Raw genomic sequence first — 22474 nt, 5'->3', positions numbered from 1 at the left:
GCCGAGACGAGCACGTGACCAAACGGCCGTCCGCGGGTGATGCATAGCACTGCGATCCCAATTAGCAGTCCAAGAACGGCCACAACCGTTGATGTTACTACTACACGAACGGGCCACTCATACGATGCGCCCGTAAGAACCTCAACTCGAAAGCCCCCAAGTACCCACGCAGCAGCCAATAGGTACCAACCCGCCACACCAAGGTTGATCACTGAAAACAGCAGACGCGACAGGATTTTCATGAGGCTAAGCTACCTAATAGCCGGATCCCTGAGTCCTGTTATACGACTTGTCCGCTGCGCACGCTAGGGTGGGCTATCCCCTTGATACGGCTTGATCTTAGGGCTGCTGGGTCCGGCTAACACGCCGATGCATATTCTGACCCAGCGAGCTGAGCAGGCCGCACTTCGAAGGGCCGTGAGGAAGCGCTGATGAACGTCCGCTTTGGGTCGGAAGCTGCCACCCCCTACCCCTGATAAACATCCCTAATCATCCTTTACCTAATGTGGCGCGCCGCTGGCGACGTCCGCCTTCTTCCATGTCAGGAAATCAAAGCTGTACTCGCGCGCTTGCGCGATGAGCTGGCCCAGTTGCCGACTAGGTACGTTGAGGGGAAATGTAGGACGCGCTAGCGCATGCCGATCTAGATCCCTACAGGCTCACGAAATTTTTTCGAAACGAGCTTCCAGGTGGACTTGCCCGTTGTCGTTGGTCGCCGACAGCGTGCCGCCGTGTGCCTTGACGAACTGGTCAGCAATGAACAGCCCGAGCCCGAGTCCTTGGCTGGCATGGAATGCTCCCTTGAATGGCTCGAATAGGCGAGGAAGCAACTCTTCGCTGATATGGCCGGGGTTTGAGACTCGCACCACCACAGCGCCCTGAGTCGCGCTTTCCAAGACGATACGAACCGATCCCTCTTTGCCATGGATTACCGCATTGCCGACCAGGTTGATCATTACTTGGGTCAGTCGATCCGGATCTGCCTTTACCGACAAGGGATTTCCGGCTTCAAAAGCAATGTCTGCGTTGGCATGGACGCGCTTTACTTCATCGATCGCGCCCAACAGCACCTGCGTTAGATCAATGGTCTGAGGCTCGATCTGGAAGCCGCCCGAGCGGATGCGGGAAAAATCCAGCAGTTGCTCCACCATCCGCGCCATCCGCCAACCACTGGTTTCCAGTTGGGACAGCGTCCGTTGGACGCGCTCGTCCCCGGGAAGCTGCAGTGCCAGCTTTTCTGCACACAGCAGCATGGCCGAGAGCGGTGTCCGCAGGTCGTGCGTCAACACCGCCATCATGGTCTCATTGAGCTTGAGGGCTCTCTCCAGCGATTCGGCGCGTTCTTTTAGCAGCTGCCGCTGCTGGAACAGCTGGACGAACACGTTCGTTTTGCTGAGGATGACGTGGGGCTCGATGGGCTTGTGCAAGAAGTCCACCGCACCGGCTTCATACCCCTTGAAAGCGCGCTTGGGGTCGTTCGGTGAGGCTGTCAAGAAGATGATCGGCACTTCCCGGCTACGCGCTGCACCTCGCATCAGCTCGGCCAGTGAAAAGCCGTCCATCTCCGGCATCTGCACATCAAGCAGGGCCACGGCTACCTCGTGGACGAGCAGCAGTTCCAGTGCCTGCGCGCCAGAGGCGGCGCACAGCACCTGCACCCCGTCGGCTTGCAGAAGCGCGCGCATGGCCACCAGGTTCTCGGGCACATCGTCCACGACGAGGATATTGATCGGCTCGCTACGCACCGGCTCAGGATTGGACAAGGTCAAGTTCAAGGCTGAAAGCTCCGTAAGCGGACACGCATCTGATCCAGGGTAAGTACCGCATCAGCGCCTGCATACGCCAGCGCTGAGGCGGGCATCATGGGTGAGCTGGCCTCTTCCGGTTGCTGTACCCATGCTTGTCCACCACCTGCCCGAATGGCGGCGACACCCTCGCTGCCATCGTTGGACGCACCGGTCAACAGGATCGCCAGCACGCGATCAGCAAACACGGCCGCTGCGCTTTCGAACAAGGGATCGATCGCGGGACGAGAGAACAGGACCGGCTCATCCAGGCTGAGCGACATCGTATCCCGATCTTCCACCATCAAGTGGTAGTCCGGTGGCGCGATCCAAACCGTGCTCGGCGTAAGTGGTGCCTTATCCTCTGCCTCGGCGACGGGAAGCGCGCAGTACTGTGCAAACAGTTCGGCCGCCTGACTGGGTCGATCGCGCGGCAGGTGCAGGACAATCATCACCACTGCCGGACAGTTCGCCGGCAAGGCCTCCAACAGCGCCCTCACGGCGCTCACACCTCCCGCTGAAGCGCCCACGACGATCACGTCTACGGTGTCGCAAAGGCGTGGCGCTGGAGAGCTCATGCGATCTTCCGGTAAAGCCGCTGCGCACGCGAGCTGACTTCAAAGTCCGCAGCGTGCTCACCAAACTGCAGCGATTCCTTGCTACCCAACCCCAGGAAACCGCGGTGCACCAAGGCCTCATGGAACAAGCTCACTGCCCTGTCCTGCAGGCTGCGCTTGAAGTAGATCAGTACATTGCGGCACGACACAAAGTGGACCTCGGAGAACACCGCATCGGTGGCCAAGCTGTGGTCGGCAAAGACGATGTTGCGCTTCAGGCGCCGATCGAACAGGGCGCCGTTGTAAGCGGTCGTGTAGTAGTCCGAGAGCGAGCCGCGACCGCCGGCAGCCAGGTAGCTACGGCTGAACTGAGCCATCCGATCCAATGCGAATACCCCCGCCTCGGCGCTGGCCACTGCCTCAGGATTGATGTCGGTGGCATAGAGCACCGTGCGCTCCAGCAAGCCCTCTTCATCCAGCAGGATGGCCAGCGACCACACCTCCTCCCCCGTGCTGCAACCGGCTACCCAGATCTTGCACGACGGGTAGGTCTTCAGCACTGGCACTATTTGCTCCCGCAGGACCCGAAAGTAGTCCGGATCCCGGAACATCTCAGAGACCTGGACCGTGAAGTACTGCATGGCCTGGGTAAACAGCGCCGGCTCGTGGAGCAGCCGATGTTGCAACGTGGCCACGCTATCGCACTGGAAACGATCCATGGCCTGGCGCACGCGCCTGCGTAGGGAGGAGATCGCGTATTCGCGAAAATCATAGTGGTAGCGTCGGTAAAGCGCCTCCAGCAAGACCCCCAGCTCCAGATCGAACAACTCGCTGGGGGTCATTGCCGCGCGCACCATACCCGGCACAAAGACACCAGCTTTTCCACATCGACCGGCTTTGCGATGTAGTCGTTCGCACCGGCCTCCAAGCAATGCTCGCGATCATCGGCCATGGCTTTAGCCGTCAGTGCAATGATCGGCAAATCCTGCCATTGCGGGTTGCGACGAATCTCGCGCATGGCCGTCAGTCCATCCATCTCCGGCATCATGATGTCCATGAGCACCAGATCGAAGTCCTGATTGACGAGGGTGTCCAACGCTTCACGTCCGTTGCGCGCGATTTGCAGCTTTACACCCAGCGGCTCCAATACACTGGACAAGGCGAAAATGTTGCGCACGTCGTCCTCGACCAGAAGGACATTGCGGCCGTCCAGAACCGCATCACGCCGACGGACTTCCCGCAGCATGCGCTGCTGGTCTCCGGGAAGCGTTGCCTCCACACTGTGCAGGAACAGGGTGACCTCATCCAATAGCCGTTCCGGCGAGCGTGCCCCCTTGATGATGATGCTCTTGGAATAGCGTCGTAGACGCTGCTCTTCATGGCGTGTGAGTGCTCGACCGGTATACACAATCACCGGTGGAAACGCGCCGGTGGCACTGGTCGACATCTTCTCCAGCAGGTCATAGCCGCTGCCATCGGGCAGGGCCAGATCGGTAATCATGCAGTCGAAAGTGGCGACATCAAGCTTTTCGATCGCCTCGGCAATCGTGCCGACGGCGACGATCTCCAACTGATCGCGAGCAAGCAAAAGCTGCAGGTTCTGTCGCAGTTCCTGATCATCTTCCACGATCAACAGTCGGCGCACATCGCGCGCGTGCGTCTGTTCCAGCTGTTCAATGGCACTGGCCAACCGCTCGCGGGTAGCCGGTTTGATCAGATAGCCCACCGCGCCCAGTTCCAGGGCCACCTGGGTGCGCTCCAGCGCGGACACCACATGCACAGGCACGTGACGGGTGACTGGATCGCGCTTCAGCCGCTCCAGCACGCTCAAGCCCGATACATCCGGCAAGCCAATATCCAACAGGATGCCATTGGGCCGCAGCTCAGCGGCCAATCGCAGCCCTTCCTCGGCGGTGGAGGCCACTACACAGTCAAACCTGAGTTCTTGGGCCAGGGCGACCAGAGCCTGGCCAAATTCGACGTCATCCTCAATCGCCAGGATCAGGCGGTCTGGATAGCGTCGCGTGATGGGACTGGCGGCCACCGGTGCGCTGGCGGGGGCCTGTGCGGTAGACGTCGTGGCGGGTACTGCGATCGGGCCGGTGGCCTGATTCGCCGGACTGATGGTCCGCGGTGCCGAGGGTGCAGCCTGCGAATCCTGATCGGCGGCAGGTGCTCCATCGGTGGGGATGACCAAGGTAAAGCAACTGCCGCGGCCGGGTTCGCTCTCCACGGTGAGTGCCCCGCCCATGCGGGCGGCCAAATCACGCGAGATCGCCAAACCGAGCCCCGTGCCGCCGAAGCGACGGCTGGTGCTGCCATCGGCCTGCCGAAACGCCTCGAAGATCACTTCAGTCTGCTCGCGGGCGATGCCGATACCGGTATCGCACACAACAAATCCGACGCGATTCTGGGCGTCATGCTTGACGTGCATCGTGACCGAGCCGCGCTCTGTGAACTTGATGGCGTTGGCCAGCAGGTTCTTCAGGATCTGCTGCAGGCGCTGTCCGTCGGCCACGAACTGGGACGGAGCGTCGGACGCAATCTCCAGCGCCAGGTCCAGCCCCTTTTGGCGCGCCAGCGGATCGAACGTCTCACGTAGGCGCTGCACCACGCTTTCGGTGCTGAGGGTGTCATCCTGCAGTTCAACGTGCCCTGCCTCGATCTTCGACAAGTCGAGAATGTCGTTGATCAGCGCCAGCAGGTCATTGTTGGACGAATGAATCGCTTGGGCGTATTTGACCTGGTCCGCAGTGAGCGTGCTTTCCTTATTGTCGGCCAGCAGTTTGGCCAGGATCAGCGAGCTGTTCAGCGGCGTGCGCAGTTCATGCGACATGTTGGCCAAGAACTCGGATTTGTAGCGCGAGGCGGCCAGCAGGTCTTCCCGACTGCGCATCAGGTTGTCCTGTGCCGACAGCAGCTGCTGTCGCTGCCCTTCGAGTTCGTGGGTCCGCTCTTCAAGCTGCACATTGGTCTGTTCCAACTCAGCCTGCTGCTGCTCCAAGTTGACCTGGGATTGCTGCAGGGTGCGGCTTTGTTCCTCCAGTTCCTCGTTGGCCACCCGCAGTTCTTCCTGCTGGGCCTGCAGTTCCTCGCCTTGGCGCTGGGTTTCTTCCAGCAGCTCAATCAGTTCACTGCGCAGCATGGCGGTTCTGAGGGCAATACCAATGGTATCGGCGCACCGCTGCAGCAGCTCCATGGCCGTGGACTCATCGACCGGGGACTCAATCAGGCCCAGCTCCAAGGCCCCACTGGCAGCGCCATCGGCGGTGAGCGGTGCCACGAGCAATTTGACTGCCGCGCTTCGACCTAGCGCCGACTCAACACCGACATGGGAAGCCTCAATGCCACGAACTACCCGGGCGCTTTGTTTGGCGATGGCTTCCCACAACTGGCCAGAGCCGGCGGCAATCCGGGTGGGAACCTCGCGCGCCAGGGCAACGCCGCCTACCAGGACCAGTTCCTGGCCGTTCAAACGGTACAGCACGCCGGTATGGGCACCCAGATGATCGCACAGCACCCGCAGCGCCCCCTCGGCCAAGCTGTGAGGGGTCTGCTCGCCTTGCAGCACGCCGGCAACCTCGTTTTCCACCTCCTGCAGCCACAGCGCTCGCTCGGCCTGCAAGCGAGCACGAATGGCCTGCATCACGATCAGCGCCGTGGTAAGGAAGCAAACCCCGCCCACCGTTCGATTCACTACGGAGAAGGCTGAATTGTGACTGGGGGGAGCCAAATTAAAACCGACCACCAGCAACGCGCACGCCAATGCGGCGATCGCCACCGGCACCCACGGCCGGCGCTGGTACACCGTCACGCCAATGGCCAGGAAGTACAACAGCCAAACGGCATAGCCCAACGGGATGACAGCCTCCAGCCCGATGGTGGTGGCCGCCAAACCCAACGAGATGATGGAAATGATGGTGTCGCGGTGACGCTTCCCCTGTTCCTGCTGGCTCATCGCCTGCCCTTGCCCCGAGTGCAAAACGCCATGCTACCTTCATTTACGTTTACAACTTCTTCACGCTCTTATCTCAATCCTTTTCCAACTTTTTTCAGGGGAGCGCGTGGCAGTGGACGACACCAACAGCAGGCAGATGGGTGCTTCGGACAGTCCTTCCTCGGATCTGACACCGGCGGGAGGCTCGATTCGGGTGCTGTTGGTCGAGGATCAGGTGGAGCTGCGCGCTCTGCTGTCCGATGTCCTTCAAGACGCGGGCATGGAAGTTCGCATTGCCGAGGATGCGCATAGCGCCAAGGTGATCCTGGAAGACTTCCCGTGCGATGTCCTGGTCAGCGATGTGCACATGCCAGGTTCGGAAAACGGCATTGATTTGGCCGAGCACCTGAAGCGCTCACGGCCGCAGGCGCGGGTGATTCTGGCCTCAGGCCATCCCCCACGGCAGCTCCCCAGCCTGCCCGGGTATGCGCACTTCCTGCAAAAGCCGTTTCGGCTCAATCAGCTGATGCAATTGCTGGCTGCGTAAGCTAAGCCAGGGAGTCCGACGTCGGGCGTTCTAGCTACAGTAGATCGACACACGCTTTCGCTAGATCGCCCCACTGTGTGCAAGTCCGGCCATGACCTTGTCTGGAGTGATGGGCGTGTCGTAGATCCTCACGCCCACGGCATGACGGATGGCATTGGCGATGGCCGCCGATACCCCTACAAGACCGATCTCACCCACCCCTTTGGCCCCCAGCCGGCTGACCACCCGATCGTCTTCATCGGCAAAGAGCACGTCAATCTCGTGGATGTCGGCATTCACGGCCACGTGGTACTCAGCGAAATCGTGGTTCATGAAACGCCCCAGCCGAGGATCATCATGGGTTCCCTCATGCAGCGCATGGCTGATCCCCCATACCACGCCCCCCAGGATCTGACTGCGCGCCGCCATGGGGTTGATGATGCGGCCGGCGGCAATGGCGCTGACAACCCGCGTGACCCGTATCGTGCCCAATGCTTCGTCAACACGCACTTCGCAGAACACGGCCGAATGCGTGGCCCGCGCATATTTTGACTGCTCACGCTGGTTTGGCAGGAGCAGATGGCTGGCCCGGAGTTTTCCGTCCTTGGCCAACGCCATCAGCTCAATAATCGGAACGCTGGCCCCACCGGCCTTGCGCCGCAAACCCCCTTCGACACACTCGACATCGTCATCCTTGCAGCCAGAAAACAGCTCGCCGTGATGGCGTTTGGCAAGCTTGAGCAGGCCGGCGCGCAACTTATCGCAGACCCCTTCAATGGCCGATCCAATCGTGGCCACATGGGCAGAACCCCCCTGCACCGGTGCCACGGGCAGGGTCGAGTCACCCAGTTCAAAGGTGACGTGTTCCAGCGGCAAGCCCATGGCGTCAGCGGCGATTTGGGCCATCACGGTGTAGGTGCCCGTGCCGATGTCCGAGGCCGCGCTACTGACGCGAAGCCGGCCCTGCGCATCCAGGACTGCTTTGGCACGGGCAAACATCTGCAGGGCATCCCAGGTCCCGGTGGACATCCCCCACCCCACATACTCGGTACCGATCTTGGTGGCACGAGGTGCTGGGGGGCGTTGTGACCAGTTAAATCGCTCGGCCCCCAAAGCAAAGCACTCCCGCAACGCTTTGGAGGAGAACGGCTTGTCCTCAATGGGATGCACCTCGGCGTAATTGACCAGCCGAAACGCCAGCGGATCCATGCCGACCTCGCAGGCCATGGCATCGATAGCCACCTCCAAGGCATGGACGCCGTGGGCCGCGCCTGGTGCACGCATATCCATCGGCGTGAACCGGTCCAAGTCGACCAGCTTGTGCGATAGACGAATGTTCTCGCACGCATACAACTGGCCCGACCAGTTGGCCACGACCTCGGTGTAGTCCTCCGCGCGTGAGGTTTCCGTCAGCACATCATGCTCGATAGACTGGAGCTGGCCTTGGGCGTTCGCTGAAAGCCGGATCTGCTGCCACGTCTCGGGCCGATGCCCGAAGGTGAACATCTGCTGGCGTGTCAGTACGACACGAACCGAGCGGTCCAGATACTCGGAGGCCATCACTGCCAGCAGCAGGGCGTAGTTGGGCCGCAGCCCCGAGCCAAAGGCACCCCCCACGAAGGCGTTGCGCACGCTCAGTCGGGACTTCGGGATCCCCAGGGCATGGGAGGCGTACCAACGGCTGTTCTGGGAGCCTTGGGTCTTGTCGTGTACGACCATGCAACCTTGGGCATCCCGCACGACGGTGGTGGCAAACAGCTCCATCGGATTGTGGTGCTGGGCCTCGGCATAGAAGGTTGCCTGCATCCGGAACGGGGCGTTGTGCCACGCGGCTGAGGCATCACCCTTTTCTTTGGGAGGCGGCTTGTAGCCGAACTTGATGCCTTTTGGGCTGTGGCCTTTGTCCAGGTTCGCACGCAGTGAGGTCTCGTGGGGCTCGGGCGCCACCTCCACTCGCACCAACATCGCGGCCCGGCGCGCCGCCTCAAAACTGGTAGCGACCACCAACGCCACCGGCTGTCCGCTGTAGACCACATGCTCGTCGTAAAGCGGTCGGAACGGCTTGCCGCCAGGCGCGATCAAGTCTTTATGGAATACGCGCCCTGCCCGCATCCTGGGCCGCCGCTGGTGCGTGAGCACCTCCAATACTCCTTCCACGGCCAGGGCGGCATCCAGATCGATCGCAACAATCGTGCCCCTGGCCACGGCAGTGTTGACGACGACGCCGTAAGCCAGATCGGGGGCCGGGAATTCGGCGGCATAGCGGGCCTGACCCTGTACTTTGGCCGGTCCATCGATCCGGGTAAGCGGTTGCCCCTTGCGAACATGTCCGGTGCCTGGTGCGGCCACAGGCACGCGAGGATCGACCTCACTCATGGGCCTGCTCCCCAGATGATTCTTTGAGGGCCGTGTCATTGGTGACGGTGCCGTGGGCGGCCACGGTAATCCCGCGCACCACCAAGCGCCGGGCCAATTCGATCTTGAAGTCGTTGTCGCCCTGCCCGATGGCACCCTGCAGCAGCCGATCAGCCACGCGCGCGGCCGCCTCGGCAGTGGGAGGCTTGCCCACCAGCAGGGCTTCCGCCTCCTCCAGCCGCCACGGTTTATGGGCCACTCCACCGAGAGCCACGCGCGCCGACACCACGGCTCCCTTATCGGAGAGCTCCAACCCGACCGCCACCGAGACCAAAGCAAACGCATAAGAGGCGCGGTCGCGGATTTTCAGATACACCGAATGAGCCGCATAGGGATTGGGTGGAATCACCAGCGCCGTGATCAAGGCATCGGACGGCAAGTGCGTATCGTGTTCCGGGTGATCGCCGGGCAGGCGATGAAAATCGGAGAACGCGATCAGTTCGCGTCCTTGACCTCGCTCCACCTCGACATGTGCCTCCAAGGCGGCCAGGGCAACGCACATGTCGGAGGGGTGAGTGGCAATACAGGCCTCACTTGCGCCCAGGATGGCATGCTGACGGGTCACGCCCCCGATGGCGCTGCAGCCACTGCCTGGCGCACGTTTGTTGCACGGCAGCGCCACATCGTAGAAGTACATGCAGCGCGTGCGCTGGAGCAGATTGCCCCCGTTGGTGGCAGCATTGCGTATCTGGGGCGAGGCGCCGGCAAGAATCGCCGAAGCCAGCAGGGGGGCGTGCTCGCTGACCAAGGGGTGATAGGCCGTATCGGCGTTATGGGCGGTGGCGCCCAGCCGCAAGCCGTCCTCGGGCGACCATTCGATGCCATCCAGCCCCAGGCCGCTGATGTCGACCAGGCGACTGGGCTGGGTCACGCCGGCCTTCATCAGGTCCAGCACATTGGTGCCACCGGCGATGAACTGAGGACGGGTAATACGCGGCTGCTGCGCCACATGACCCAACGCCTGTCGGGCGCCACGAGAATCGCAGGCCGATACCAACGTAAACGGGTTCATGCCGGCACGCTCCCCACAATAGTGGGGCACTGGGGATCGCGTGCCTGCTCAATCCCCGCGACCTCGCACACCGCGGAGGTGATTTGGGTATAGGCGCCGCATCGGCACAGATTGCCGCTCATCAGTTCCCGCACGTCATCACGCGTGCGGGCGCGGCCTTCGTTGATCAAACCCACGGCCGAGCACAGTTGGCCGGGCGTGCAGTAGCCGCACTGGAATGCATCGTGCTGCAGGAAGGCTTCTTGCAGTGGATGAAGGGCTTGGCCATCGGACAAGCCTTCCACCGTGGTGATGGCTTTGCCCGCCTGAAGCGCGGCCAGCGTCAGGCAGCTATTGATCCTGCGCCCATCGATCAACACGGTACAAGCACCACACTGGCCGTGATCGCACCCTTTCTTGGTGCCGGTCAGAGCGAGCTGCTCACGCAGCACATCCAGCAGTGAGGACCAAGCCTGAACCTCAAGGGCGTGATCGTTGCCGTTGACTTGCAGGGTGACGGAGTGACGACTGGGTGTATCGGCGGTTTGGGGCGTTTGCTCTGCCACAGTATCGCGTGTCATGGCGGGCCTCCTTCTCGATCCGAGACTGAGGTCAACACAGTGAAGATGACGAGAACCCTCCCCTACCGTCACACCGCCTTGACCTCACACAGACCGATACGGCCGCTAGCCTGGGAACTTCGGGAACTTCTCGTTGGGGTGGCGTGCCTTCCATTCCTTGTAGGCGGCCGTGCCTTCCCAGGCAGCAAAGGCACGAGGCGCACGGCCTCGACCTGACCAGGTTTCACCGCTGTGTGGCAACCAGTACTTGGGGGCTACCTCTTTATTGCTCGATGCCTTCTTGCGCGGTGCGCGCTCACCACTGCCCAGCGCCGTCACCAGCTCGGCTTTCTGCTTGGCAGAGAAGTGGGCACCAAACTGGGTCAGAAGTTGCATCACATTGGCGTAGGCGTCCGAGGCCTGCTGCTGACGTAGCTGCTCTTCTTGCTTATCCAGATCGCGCAATTCTTCTTCCAGTCGAGCTCGCGTGGTCGCAATGGCGTCCAAGGTGGTCTTAGTCATTCAAGGATTCTTGTGGTCGGCTAGGCGCGGGGTGAATAGCCGATTCTATAGCAGCACCTGCGCCGCGAACCCAGGCAACGGCAGGAGTTACGTTATTGGCTTTGAGTCAGCGCTGGATACGGGTTGATCGCTGTGCCCTCCCACCAACGCTTCTCCGGGCCAAGTTCGAAGATGGCAAAATGCAGATGCGGTGCGTCAGGACTGGCGTTGCCGGTGGATCCTACATAGCCGAGCAGTTGGCCGCGGGTGATCTGCTGTTGCTCTGCCAGCCCCGGTGCATACCCTTGCAGATGCGCGTAGTAGTAGGCCAGTCGCCCAGCGGGGTCGAATTGGTAGATCGTCAGTCCGCCTCGCTCGCTGGTGAACAGTTTTTCGATGTGGCCATCGGCCACGGCCAGTACGGGAGTGCCGGCAGGAGCCATGATGTCGATCGCATCATGGCTTCGGCCCTGGCTTCTGGCATCGGTAAACGTGTCGACCAACGCGGTTGCCTGTACCCCTTGCACCGGTATCAGCAGAATGCCCGACGGATCCGTGCGTGCTGCCGGTGCAGGTAACGCAGGATCTGATGGAAGCTGCGTCATTGGCGCGTCCGGGCTCGCGACGACGGCCGGCTTAGCTGCGCCGACGTCAGTCGGGGTGGCCGATGCGCTGGGGGTAGCGTCAGGTGGGGAAGTCGGCGAAATCTCGACGCCGGTCCACAGCAAGGCGGCCAGCGTGCAGACCACGACAATCAGCGCAAGCAGGTATCTCACCCCTACTCCTGCATGGTCACTGACAGCGCCGGCGACACGGCACGCGCCACGCGCTCAACATCCCAGTTGGTAAGTCGCACACAGCCGTGTGACTGGGCTTTGCCGATGGCGCTGGGTTCTGGGGTGCCGTGCAGGCCGTAGTGCTTCTTGGACAGGTCGATCCAACGCGTGCCCACGGGATTGTTAGGCCCAGCGGCGATTTTGGCTTCCGCGTGCGCCGGGTCAGCGTCCCAGAACAGTTTGGGGTTGTAGTGGAAGGTCGGATTCTCTGCGACCCCGACGATCTTCCAATGTCCTACAGGAAGCGGATCCTTCTCGCTCCCTGAGGACACCGGAAACTGTGCAATAAGGGCACCGTTGGCATCCAGAAGTCCCAATGTGGAATCGGACTTGTCGATCACCACACTGGCCGCTTTCGGCAGCGCCGTGAGGCTGGCCACGTTTGGCACCTGCAACGGCGTACCGGCCTTTGAAAAGTCCGCGTTCGGATTCAGCGCCTTCAGCAATGCGGGTGAGATATGGAAGCGCTCGCCCAAGGCCTCTTCGATCGACTCAAAGGCCAACGAGGACAACGTGGCCTGCGCCATCATGTCCTCGGGTATGGAAGCCACGGGTTGTCCCACATCGTCGGCCGTCAGCGTGTAGGTCACCAAGGCAGGCGCTGCGTCTTGATTCAATGAGGTCCATGTCGCCTCATCCAGTTCTCCGGTGACCTTCAACTTCCGCGCCTGCTGATACCCGCGAACCGCACGCCGCTGATTCGAGCCGGCGCGCCCATCGATTTCCCCGGGTGAGAAATGGGCACGATCCAGCAACACTTGTGCTCGCACGAGGGCGGCCATGCCCTGGCGGGTTGCGGGATCATTGGCTTGGGCGGCCAGGGTGTTGTCGGGTGTGGCGGCATACCCCGGCAGCGTGAGCAGCAACACCATCCCCGCAAACAGACATTTCGAACGCATAGGCCTCTCCAAGTCAGTTATCCCTGATCTTGGTGGCCGTCATGTCATGGCCGTGTAAAGCAACCTCCCGTACAGGCTAGTGCATCAGACCGGTGGGATCGCTCTCGTCATGGCTAGCGCCTGGACCAGGCTCCTGCGCGGGTGGATTACTCAACCATGCCCACGTTGCCAGCACCAGCGGCCGCGCTTGCGCCCATACCTGCGTGGAATCGCCGCCAAGCTCATCCCACAGCACTTCCAGATATTCCTCATCCTGTGGCAGCACACAGCTGCCGTAGGTGATGAGCCCCAAGGCATAGGCAGGGCAAGCATCGCCCCACTCCATCTCTGCCCTGGCCGCATCCTGCCTGGCGAAGGCATCGAACCCGTCTGGAATCGGCGTCATGCCGGGATACGGCAGACAGTGCGCAACGCCTTCCTGTGCGGACAGGCGCTGCACCAGGTTCTCAAAAGCGTGGGAATCAATCCGGCCCATGCTACTCAGGCCGCCTGAGCATCCTGAGCATGGGACGCCTGACCGATGTTCGCCGCCAGGCGGTAGCCGGCGCTCTGCACCGTGTGCAGCATGGGCGTAGCGAAGCCCTTGTCGATGGCTTTGCGCAGGTTGTACATGTGACTGCGCAGGGCATCAGAATCGGGCAGATCATCCCCCCACAGCTCACGTTCGATTTCCCGGCGCGAGACCACGCGCGGGGATTCGCGCATCAAGATGGTCAACAGCCGCATTCCCGCGGGCGTAAGCTCCAAGCGACGTCCATCCCGTTGCACGATCTGCGAGGCAGGATCCAACGTGAGATCGCCCACCTGCAACACGGCTCTGGCGACTTCCTTACGATTGCGGCGGATGATGGCCTTCAAGCGCGCTTCCAGTTCCTGGGTCGCAAAGGGCTTGGTCAGGAAATCGTCCACGCCCGCCTCTAGGCCGACCAGCTTGTCCTCCAGGGTATCGCGCGCGGTCACCATGATGATGGGCGTCGCCACCCGCGCCTCCGTGCGCAGCTGTTTGACTACCTGCAGGCCATCCATGCGGGGGAGGTTGCCGTCCAGAATGATGGCGTCGTATCGATTTTCACTGGCCAGCCGATACCCTTCGGCGCCGTCGACCGCGTAGTCCACTTCCAGGCCCTTGGCTTCCAGGAAATAGCCCACGGTTTCAGCCAAACTGCGGTTGTCTTCAATGATCAGAACGACGGCAGACATCAACACGGCTCCTGTAGTTCAGTTTGGTGAAAAATAGCCTGATGACCTGTCGAGGCGGCGTGAAAACCGCCGTTGCAAGACCCAAGGCTATCTTGAGCCGTCGCCCCACTTCTGAGGCCATCATCAACTTGGATCAAGGCGTGCAAGTTGGCAGTAATGACAGAGGTGGTTTCTGGCGTGAACATGACCTGGAAGTCAGCATGAGCCCGCGCGCCGACTGCTAGGACAACATAATGGCTGCCGTGCCGGTTTGCCGGACACCCAATATTGCTCCATATATCCAACCGCGTGAGTCAGCGATCTGTGAGCCGGCGCATCGGCTCTCGACTGCATTGCCGTACCCCTCACCGCAGAGAGTCGGTGTAGTCTTCCCGCTGACCGGCAGGATCCGGCACTAGGGGGGTAGAGATGGGGACTATGGGCCGGCTGGCATTGGTCATTCTGTGCTTTTCAATTTTGGGCTTCCAAGCACTCGCATCCGAATCATCGGGCTGGCAAGCCGTCTCCTTCGCAGGCTTACAACGCGACGAAACTGTTCCCACAACCGATCATGCGGCCACGTGGGGCGTGCTTTCTTTATTGGCCGACACCAGCTGGGCCAAAAGCAGTGACCCCACCAGCATAGGCACCTTGCATGTCATCGACACTTTTACGTGGATCGAGAACCGAAAGGCCCTGAGGATCGAAAGCAACTCGTTCGGCATCATAGACGTCTGGACCGTCCGTCCCGGAAAGGTTCGCGGCGAACTGCAGGCCGAAGCTGTTTCACCCGTGGGCACACGTTACAAGACCACTATGCGCCACTTGGACAACCGCACGGTCGTTTCTGACTGGTACAAGGTTATCGGCAAGGTGTACTCGCGGCTCGTGTTCACACTCAACGGCAGTGCTGATCGCTTGATGCGTATCGAAACAGTGTCGCAAGACGGCTCCAGGCCGCCTTGGCAGGCCGTGACCGAAGATGAATTCGTCCAATTGGGCTGGCGGCAGACATCGGGCCCTGACACAGCCGCGCTGGTGCAGCAAGCCAACGCTACCTGGCAGGCCCAGTTGGCAAAGGCAGAAGCAGAGCGCAAGGCGGAGGACGCACGCAAGGCAGCCGATCGTCGCGAGCAGCGTGCCGCACTGCTTGGGGCGATTGTTTCGGGTACGACGCGTGCGCTTTCGGAGTCCGCCGAGGAGTATCGACAAGCGCGAGCGCATCAGGAGATATTCCTGGGCAGCACCGCGGCGCAGGTGGCCACCGTTGCCGCGCAGGCGGGGGACTTGCAGAAACAGGGAACAGCGGGGGACGTGCAAGACTTCGTGAGACCAGGTGCTTCACACCGACCCGCCGATCCGGCGCCGCCGCCTTCGCATCTTTCTAATCAAGCCGCCGCAACCCCAGCACGAGGACGCAATGGAGCCCTTCCTACGGCGGGAAAACCGCTGCGCTTCGTGATGATGATCTCCATGCGTAATCTCCCTGACGACAGTTCCAATTCAACATGCTTCTCAAATGTCGTATCTCGTCCTGGTCCGCCAGGCTGGGGTTCGGCTGGGTTCTTGCCACCTGGCTCTGGCGCACAAGCGACCGCGGACATTGAGAGCCTGAAGGCAAATTTCATCTCAAAATGCCGGGCCGCGAGCGGTCGAGAGATAACCAGCGAAGCTAACTTCACATATGTTTGGAATCAGTCGTCCGATGACGAGGCGCGAGTTGATGGCGCCGGTCCGCGTGTCCGTGAAGACGTCGCTGTGTCGCTCTGAGCCAAGGCGTCGGCTCAGCGACCCAATGGACGGGCGCGGAAGCGGGGCCCACCCCTCCTACGGCCGTGCGAGCGCCCATTCGATCTCCGCTTGATCGTCCGGCTTTAGATCGACTTCTATGCCGCTAGTCGGCTATACGATTTAGGTAGTCATTGATATTCCACGGTGCTTACAGGCATGGCTAGTCAAACCTCAGCACGCATAATGCGATCCCGAATGCCCATGAAGTCCTCCGCACCAACGAAGATTTGGGATTGCCTCATCGTCGGAGGCGGGCCGGCCGGTCTGACGGCGGCCACGTACTTGCGTCGTTTTCATCGCTCCGTGGCGCTCATCGATAACGGGCAGAGTCGGGCGAAATGGATTCCCAAGACCCACAACTGCCCCGGATTTCCGGCAGGCGTGGCGGGGAGCGCTCTGTTGGCCCGATTGGGCGAGCAAGCTGGCCAATACGGGGTCACGTGCATCAAGGCCGTGGCCTCCCGCATCGAAGTGGGGCTGGACGTTTTTACGATCACCCTGCCCCGACGGAGCCTGCAGGCTTACACGGTGATCCTGGCCACCGGCGTGGAAGACACGCTGCCCACCCTGAAGGTGCTGAGCCCCAAGACGGCCATTGAGCGCGGCTTGCTGCGCCTGTGTGCGATCTGCGATGGGTATGAAGCCACCGATGCGTCCATTGGCGTCCTGGGCCCACCGGAATCGGCCTTGCGCCACGCCTGTTTCCTGCGCGGGTTTTCCGCCAGGGTGAGCGCCCTGACGCTCAAAGACGGGTCGCGGGCCTCACAGCGATCCTTGCAGCAGGCCCGCGAGCTAAATATTGGCGTGTTCGAGTGCGAGCCCACGGTGCGTATGACGGGCAACCAGTGTCGGATCGTGGATCTCCAAGGCAGGGTCCATCGGTTCGACACGGTCTACGCTGCGTTGGGCACTACCTCTCGTTGCGAACTGGCCACGGCCGCCGGTGCCCGTCAAACGGCTTCCGGGGAACTGTTTACCGATGCCCACATGCAAACCTCCATCCCGGGTTTGTACGCCGTCGGCGATGTCAGCAGTGCGATCAATCAGATTTCCGTGGCCTTCGGTCAGGCAGCCATCGCCGCCACCGCCATCCATCGCCAACTGGCCACCGTTGCGCGTAGTTAGGATTCACCGACCTTACACGCACGGTTTGACAGCTTGCCTCGGGACCCCCTGCGCGCCATGACCTATGCCCCATTCGGATAAGCCTGCCTTACCGCCGGACTTTCAATGGGTAGAGGGCGCCGGAAAAGACACCGTGTGCATGGCCTCCATCCCGGTGGTGGATGTGCTTGGCGAGGGCCAGGCATGGTTGGCCGTGGTGGTGTTTGCCTCGCCCGAGGTGGTCCCCCAGCGGATGGCCTGCAGGAACAAGCAGGCGGCACTGCGCTGGGCGAGCCGATGGGTGCACCAACGTATCAACTTGCTCACGCGAGCGGCCGCCCGCATGCATCTGAACCCAGCTTCGGCTCCCGACAGGGGCTAGGAAAAACCGACCGTGACGAAAGTGACCCCGTGACCAAGTTTGCTTTGCCGGTTCTTTTCCGACCTTCCGTCGAATTCATCGGAGCGGAGGAGAACGACGCGATCCTCGAGCTGGAAACGCTCTTCTTGAGCATGGCCCACCGGGTGGCCCAGCAGGAAGGCGTGGCCCATCGTGCCGTGCATGCCAAAGGGCACGCACTGGTGCGGGGCACCTTTCAGGTCCATGGCGACCTGCCACCGGAATTGGCCCACGGCCTGTTTGCCAAAGCGCGGTGTTTCGAAGCATTGGTGCGCTTTTCCTCGCCTCCTGCCGAGCAATTGCCAGATACGGTCTCCACGCCACGGGCACTGGCGCTCAAGGTGCTACATGTGGAGGGCGAGCGTGCGGCCGGCAGTCTGCCGGGGCACTCCCAGGATTTCCTGATGGTCAATGGACCGGCCTTCACTGCGCCCACGCCTGCCGGTTTTGTCGGTCCAGCCAAGTTGCTGGCCGCCACCACCGAAAAGATGCCGCGCACCAAGACCGTCATCTCCGCCACGCTGCGAGGCGCCGAGGCGGCGTTGGAGGCGGTCGGCCTGCAGAGCGGTAAGCTCAAGGGCTTGGGCGGGGAGCCGCAGCGACATCCTTTGGGAGAAACCTACTTCACCCAGGTCCCATTCCTGTATGGACCGTACATGGCCAAGTTCTCGTTGGCCCCGCTATCGCCTGCACTGCAAGCGCTCGCTGGCACCGCCATCCCCAATGAAGGTGATGCCCAACGCCAAGCGATCCAGAGCGCGTTGGCCAGTGAGGAAGCGCTGTGGGCCTTTAACGTCCAACTGTGTCGAGACCTGGAGCGCATGCCGATCGAAGATGCCTCCATCGCCTGGCCTGAAGAGGTCAGCCCATGGATCACCGTGGCGACTTTGGCGCTGCCGCCCCAACGCTCCTGGTCGGGCCTGTCCGAGCAGACGGAAAAATCGCTGGCGTTCTCTCCCTGGAATGCGCTGGCGGCCCATCGCCCCCTGGGCGCCGTCAATCGAGCGCGCAAGCGCGTGATGGCTGTATCACGTCAGTTCCGCAGCAATTTCAATCGGTGCCCGATCACGGAGCCGGACGGCTCGAATTGAAGCGCTGCAGCCGCTAGCTCTTTCGCTGGCGCGACATCGGCCCCTCGATGCCCGCCTGTTGGGACCGACACGCTCCAACGACAGACGCCTTGCCCTGCGATCACGTCCCGGTTTGTCCATGCGGCGCGGCAAGGGCCTTGGACTCGGGTGATTTGTCCTGTCGCAGGAAGATGCTCAACACGACAATGGACAACACCGCTAAGAACTCGCTCTGCCAGTTCTGCATGGACTCAAACCAGAACTGCGCACCGCCCAGATGCGTGCTCCAGGGGATGGCGGCCAAACCCTGCGCGATGCGCTGCTCGTTCTCATGCAGCCAGCTTCCATAGGCATGCCCTATGAAGGCGCCCAGGAACAGTACGCCGAAGGCCACGCTCAAGGAATTGGCGTAGATCCACTTCCATACCCCCCCTTTCGTCACCGGCGTCGGGGTTGGACCGGGGTCGACCCGTTCTTGTTCCTGCGCCGGATCCAGCTCACGGGACTCTGCCGATCCGCGTTGCCGCAGCCACACCGTCAGCAGTACGTACATACCCATCTGCAGGAATTCGCTCTCCCAGTTCTCAAACGTCGCTGACAGGAAGTGACCTCCCTGCAGGTAGGTCGTCAGTGGCTGCGCCGGTTGTCCCTGCTGCACCCGTTCCTGGTTGTCTGCCCGCCAACCGGTCAACGTCTGGGCGGCAAAGAAGACCAAAAACATGCCCAGCAATACCAGCGACAGGCCATTGCGATACCAAAACGAGGTGCGTTGGGACGTCATAACCGGGCTCCTGTCGGGGACGGCAAGCTTGGGGGGATCAATCTCGAAGAACGAATGAAGTACGCCCTATTCATGTATGTGAGTTGGTATAGTGAACCGGTCTCATCCGCATGAAGAACCGATCATGTTGCCTCCTGTAATGCCGACCATCCTGTTGGCCGAAGACAGCGATAATGATGCCGAGATGGTGCTCGATGCATTTCGCGAGGCGCATCTGGCCAACCCTATCGTGCGCGTGTTCGATGGCGTGGAGGTGTTGGAGTACCTGCGTGGCGAAGGCAAGTTCTCTGAGCGGCCCGTTGACCGCCCAACTGTCTTGTTGCTGGACCTCGAGATGCCGCGACTGGGTGGTATCGAGACGTTGACGCAGATCCGCGCCGATCCCGCGCTGGCGCACCTGCCGGTGGTGATTCTTACCTCATCCCGACAGGAGTCCGATGCGATTGCCTCGTGGAATCTGGGCGTCAACGCATTCGTGCTCAAACCCGTGGAACCGGCTCAATTCGTGTCGGCACTGAAGGTGTTGGGGAAATTCTGGGCGGTCTTCAACCAGACCCCGCCGGCACCCTGACGATAGGATCTCGGCGCCGTGGGACACGCGTTGGGTGTCCCACACAGTGGATCTGCAATCAACGGCCAGATTCACCGTCCCCAGCCGCCAGCGGTTCTACAGCAGCGGCGGATCGGTTTCCCGCTCAAAGTGCTTATGTTTGGCCAAGGCCTCCAAGAAGCTAGCGATGGCACCCTTGGGCGGGTCGCTATGAAGCAGCAGACCGGCATCCTCCTCATCGCGCAAGACCCCTGCACCTTCCACGAAGGCCACCGCCTCGCCCAAGGCCAGAATCGTTTTCAGATGGCGGAACTGGTCTTTAACGAACTCGCCCGCCCGCCCATCGCGCGCCCACGCTTTCGCCGTTCCCTCGCCATCGGGAAGGATGACGCCGTCAAACAGGACGGACGGCTCGTTTTCGAAGGACGCATCGGCATCGATCTGGCTGCCGTCTGCCGCGCTAAAGGCGCCCACTCGGGGTCCGATTAGTCGACCCACAGCGCCGGCCTTGACCAGTGCCTTCTGTGCCGCCGCCACCTGCTCCCCATCCACGCCATCGCCGACGAAGATGGCGACCTTGCGCGTAGCCACCCCAACCTGACCGGGTAGCGCGAACATGGAGAGCGCCTCGGAGGAGGTCACTTCCGCCTTAGGCGGTTTTGGCAAGGCACGCGGCATGGGCTCGGGCAAGGTCATGCCTAACCCGTCTGCCACCTGGGCGGCCAGGTCCTCGGAGGCATTACGCAGCATGGAGACCACGCGCTGACGGATGGCCGGCACGGTGAGCTTGGACAGCTCGAAGCGGAACGCGGCGACGATGTGCGCCTGCTCTACCGGCCTCTGGCTGTTGAAGAACAACGCGGCCTGGTTGAAGTGCTCAGCGAATTTTTCCGGTTTACCGCGCACCTCGTCCTGCTCTACAGGCTCGGGAAAGGATACGAATCCGGCTGCTCCGGCCTGAAACGGACATCCGCCGCCGAGCGAGTTGGGCTCGTAGGCCACCTTGCCACGGTGAATGGCTTGGCGGTGCAGACCATCGCGCTGATTGTTGTGTACCGGGGCGATCGGTGCGTTGATGGGAATCTCATGGAAGTTGGGACCGCCCAGTCGAGAGAGCTGGGTATCGACGTAGGAGTGGATGCGACCGGCCAAGAGCGGATCGTTGGTGAAATCGATGCCAGGAATGACATGGGCCGTGCAAAAGGCGACCTGTTCGGTTTCGGCAAAGAAGTTGTCCGGATTGCGGTTGAGCACCATCCGTCCCAAGGGAGTGATAGGCACCAGTTCTTCGGGCACGATCTTGGTGGCATCCAGGATGTCGAAGGAGAAGCGCTCGGCGTCCTGCTCGGAGAACACCTGCACGCCCAGCTCCCACTCCGGGTAGGCGCCGGCCTCAATGGCTTCCCACAAGTCGCGCCGGTGGTAGTCCGGATCGCACCCGGAGATCTTGACCGCCTCGTCCCACAGCAGCGCATGGGTGCCCTGCAGCGGCGTCCAGTGAAACTTGACGAAGCAGGACTGGCCCTGGTCGTTGACGAAGCGGAACGTGTGCACGCCAAACCCCTGCATCATCCGGTAACTACGTGGAATGGCCCGGTCTGACATCAGCCACATCAGCATGTGGGTCGACTCGGGCATCAACGAGACGAAATCCCAGAACGTATCGTGGGCCGAGGCCGCCTGCGGCATGGCGTGATGGGGCTCAGGCTTGACCGCATGCACCAGGTCGGGAAACTTCATCGCATCCTGGATGAAGAACACCGGCATGTTATTGCCCACCAGGTCCCAGTTGCCTTCATCGGTATAGAACTTCACCGCAAAGCCGCGCACATCCCGAGCCGTGTCCTTGCTGCCACGCTCGCCGGCGACGGTGGAGAAGCGGACGAATACCGGCGTGATCTTTCCGGCTTCCTGAAACGGCGCGGCGCGGGTCAGTTTGGTGTGCTTCTTGTAGGACTCGAAATAGCCATGCGCCGCAGAACCGCGTGCATGCACGATGCGCTCGGGAATGCGCTCATGGTCGAAGTGGGTGATTTTTTCCCGCAGTATGAAATCCTTCAACAGCGCAGGCCCGCGCAACCCCGCCTTGAGCGAGTTCTGATTGTCGGCCACCGGCACGCCCTGATTGGTCGTCAGGCGCTGCCCGCTGCCATCTACCCTCACCCGATCCAGCGAACCCACGGTGGGGTTGGCCCCGGCGTCTGCACGCGTGCCCACTTTGGCTGATTCATTGCTTTCCGCCAGCGTACTGGCGCTCACCAACGGCGAGGGCGGAATGATCTCGGTGCCTTCCGGCGGCATGGTGGCCTGCTGCCGCCCATGCTCAGCAGCCTTGTTCTCATTGAAGGGCAAGGCCGCCACGGTGGCCTCGACGTCAGCGGCCTGCTTGGCAAGTAGATCACCCGTCCCCCGCCTCGGCGCCTTGGCAGCGGCACTGTCGGAGTTGCGAGCCGATGATTGTCCGCTCACGTTCTTTTTGGGAGCGGTCTTGGATCCGGGTTTACGCGAAGTTGCCATGTCGGTGTCTGCTTCAAAAGGTGCGCGCCTGAAGGCGCGGAACAAAGGTGGATGACAACAAACCCGCCGGTGGGCG

The 22474-nt window shown here is 61.7% G+C and carries 19 protein-coding genes; 5 read left to right on the top strand and 14 right to left on the bottom strand.

Annotated elements, in window-relative coordinates; all coding sequences use genetic code 11:
• Positions 1-659 precede the first annotated feature (659 nt).
• From ACGHX3_RS09930 to ACGHX3_RS09915, 4 genes are read right to left on the bottom strand one after another with little or no spacing between them, the layout of a single operon-like run.
• Positions 660-1775, bottom strand: coding sequence for a response regulator (locus tag ACGHX3_RS09930; protein WP_394694839.1), 1116 nt, complete (start codon positions 1773-1775; stop codon positions 660-662).
• Complete coding sequence (locus ACGHX3_RS09925; protein WP_185896167.1) at positions 1772-2362, bottom strand: chemotaxis protein CheB; 591 nt, start codon at positions 2360-2362, stop codon at positions 1772-1774. The genes ACGHX3_RS09930 and ACGHX3_RS09925 overlap by 4 nt, the downstream gene beginning before the upstream one ends.
• Positions 2359-3183 (bottom strand): CheR family methyltransferase, encoded by an 825-nt coding sequence (locus tag ACGHX3_RS09920; RefSeq protein ID WP_394694838.1) that lies wholly within the window; start codon positions 3181-3183, stop codon positions 2359-2361. The genes ACGHX3_RS09925 and ACGHX3_RS09920 overlap by 4 nt, the downstream gene beginning before the upstream one ends.
• Positions 3180-6299 carry a response regulator gene (locus ACGHX3_RS09915; RefSeq protein ID WP_185896165.1) on the bottom strand — a complete coding sequence of 1040 codons (3120 nt, stop codon included), beginning with the start codon at positions 6297-6299 and terminating at the stop codon, positions 3180-3182. The genes ACGHX3_RS09920 and ACGHX3_RS09915 overlap by 4 nt, the downstream gene beginning before the upstream one ends.
• A 136-nt stretch (positions 6300-6435) precedes the next feature.
• Between ACGHX3_RS09915 and ACGHX3_RS09910 the strand changes: the two genes are divergently transcribed.
• Positions 6436-6825: a response regulator gene (locus ACGHX3_RS09910; RefSeq protein ID WP_185896992.1), complete on the top strand. Its 390-nt coding sequence runs from the start codon at positions 6436-6438 to the stop codon at positions 6823-6825.
• Between the two features lie 60 nt (positions 6826-6885).
• Here ACGHX3_RS09910 and ACGHX3_RS09905 read toward each other — a convergent pair whose 3' ends face one another.
• The 8 genes from ACGHX3_RS09905 to ACGHX3_RS09870 form a co-directional block, all read right to left on the bottom strand.
• Positions 6886-9180: a xanthine dehydrogenase family protein molybdopterin-binding subunit gene (locus ACGHX3_RS09905; RefSeq protein WP_394694837.1), complete on the bottom strand. Its 2295-nt coding sequence runs from the start codon at positions 9178-9180 to the stop codon at positions 6886-6888.
• The gene (locus tag ACGHX3_RS09900; RefSeq protein WP_185896163.1) at positions 9173-10231 is read right to left on the bottom strand and encodes a xanthine dehydrogenase family protein subunit M; all 1059 of its coding nucleotides are present in this window, start codon (positions 10229-10231) and stop codon (positions 9173-9175) included. The genes ACGHX3_RS09905 and ACGHX3_RS09900 overlap by 8 nt, the downstream gene beginning before the upstream one ends.
• Positions 10228-10791 (bottom strand): (2Fe-2S)-binding protein, encoded by a 564-nt coding sequence (locus tag ACGHX3_RS09895; protein WP_185896162.1) that lies wholly within the window; start codon positions 10789-10791, stop codon positions 10228-10230. The genes ACGHX3_RS09900 and ACGHX3_RS09895 overlap by 4 nt, the downstream gene beginning before the upstream one ends.
• Before the next feature lie 105 nt (positions 10792-10896).
• Complete coding sequence (locus ACGHX3_RS09890; RefSeq protein WP_185896161.1) at positions 10897-11292, bottom strand: H-NS family nucleoid-associated regulatory protein; 396 nt, start codon at positions 11290-11292, stop codon at positions 10897-10899.
• 92 nt (positions 11293-11384) lie between these two features.
• Positions 11385-12047: a M23 family metallopeptidase gene (locus ACGHX3_RS09885; RefSeq protein WP_394694836.1), complete on the bottom strand. Its 663-nt coding sequence runs from the start codon at positions 12045-12047 to the stop codon at positions 11385-11387.
• Between the two features lie 2 nt (positions 12048-12049).
• Positions 12050-13006, bottom strand: coding sequence for a L,D-transpeptidase family protein (locus ACGHX3_RS09880; RefSeq protein WP_394694835.1), 957 nt, complete (start codon positions 13004-13006; stop codon positions 12050-12052).
• Positions 13007-13082: 76 nt separating this feature from the next.
• Positions 13083-13481, bottom strand: a complete 399-nt coding sequence (locus ACGHX3_RS09875) for a hypothetical protein (protein WP_185896160.1) — start codon at positions 13479-13481, stop codon at positions 13083-13085.
• Positions 13482-13486: 5 nt separating this feature from the next.
• Positions 13487-14206: a response regulator transcription factor gene (locus ACGHX3_RS09870; RefSeq protein WP_185896159.1), complete on the bottom strand. Its 720-nt coding sequence runs from the start codon at positions 14204-14206 to the stop codon at positions 13487-13489.
• 417 nt (positions 14207-14623) lie between these two features.
• On the opposite strand from ACGHX3_RS09870, the gene ACGHX3_RS09865 reads away from it, so the two are divergent.
• From ACGHX3_RS09865 to ACGHX3_RS09855, 3 genes are all read left to right on the top strand, one after another.
• Positions 14624-15955, top strand: coding sequence for a hypothetical protein (locus ACGHX3_RS09865; RefSeq protein ID WP_185896158.1), 1332 nt, complete (start codon positions 14624-14626; stop codon positions 15953-15955).
• 222 nt (positions 15956-16177) lie between these two features.
• Positions 16178-17101 carry an NAD(P)/FAD-dependent oxidoreductase gene (locus ACGHX3_RS09860; protein WP_185896157.1) on the top strand — a complete coding sequence of 308 codons (924 nt, stop codon included), beginning with the start codon at positions 16178-16180 and terminating at the stop codon, positions 17099-17101.
• A 390-nt stretch (positions 17102-17491) separates the two neighbouring features.
• Positions 17492-18571, top strand: a complete 1080-nt coding sequence (locus tag ACGHX3_RS09855; RefSeq protein WP_185896156.1) for a catalase family protein — start codon at positions 17492-17494, stop codon at positions 18569-18571.
• A gap of 100 nt (positions 18572-18671) precedes the next feature.
• Here ACGHX3_RS09855 and ACGHX3_RS09850 read toward each other — a convergent pair whose 3' ends face one another.
• A complete protein-coding gene (locus ACGHX3_RS09850) occupies positions 18672-19331 on the bottom strand; it encodes a DUF6766 family protein (protein ID WP_185896155.1) in 660 nt (219 codons plus the stop codon).
• A 139-nt stretch (positions 19332-19470) separates the two neighbouring features.
• Between ACGHX3_RS09850 and ACGHX3_RS09845 the strand changes: the two genes are divergently transcribed.
• Positions 19471-19902, top strand: coding sequence for a response regulator (locus ACGHX3_RS09845; protein ID WP_185896154.1), 432 nt, complete (start codon positions 19471-19473; stop codon positions 19900-19902).
• A gap of 96 nt (positions 19903-19998) precedes the next feature.
• Here ACGHX3_RS09845 and ACGHX3_RS09840 read toward each other — a convergent pair whose 3' ends face one another.
• Positions 19999-22398: a catalase gene (locus ACGHX3_RS09840; RefSeq protein WP_185896153.1), complete on the bottom strand. Its 2400-nt coding sequence runs from the start codon at positions 22396-22398 to the stop codon at positions 19999-20001.
• Positions 22399-22474: the final 76 nt, after the last annotated feature.

Source organism: Pseudoxanthomonas japonensis (assembly GCF_043632995.1).
In the GTDB taxonomy this organism is placed as follows: domain Bacteria; phylum Pseudomonadota; class Gammaproteobacteria; order Xanthomonadales; family Xanthomonadaceae; genus Pseudoxanthomonas_A; species Pseudoxanthomonas_A japonensis.
The sequence above is the reverse complement of the archived record's forward strand: the minus strand, read 5'-3'. Positions and strand labels throughout refer to the sequence as shown.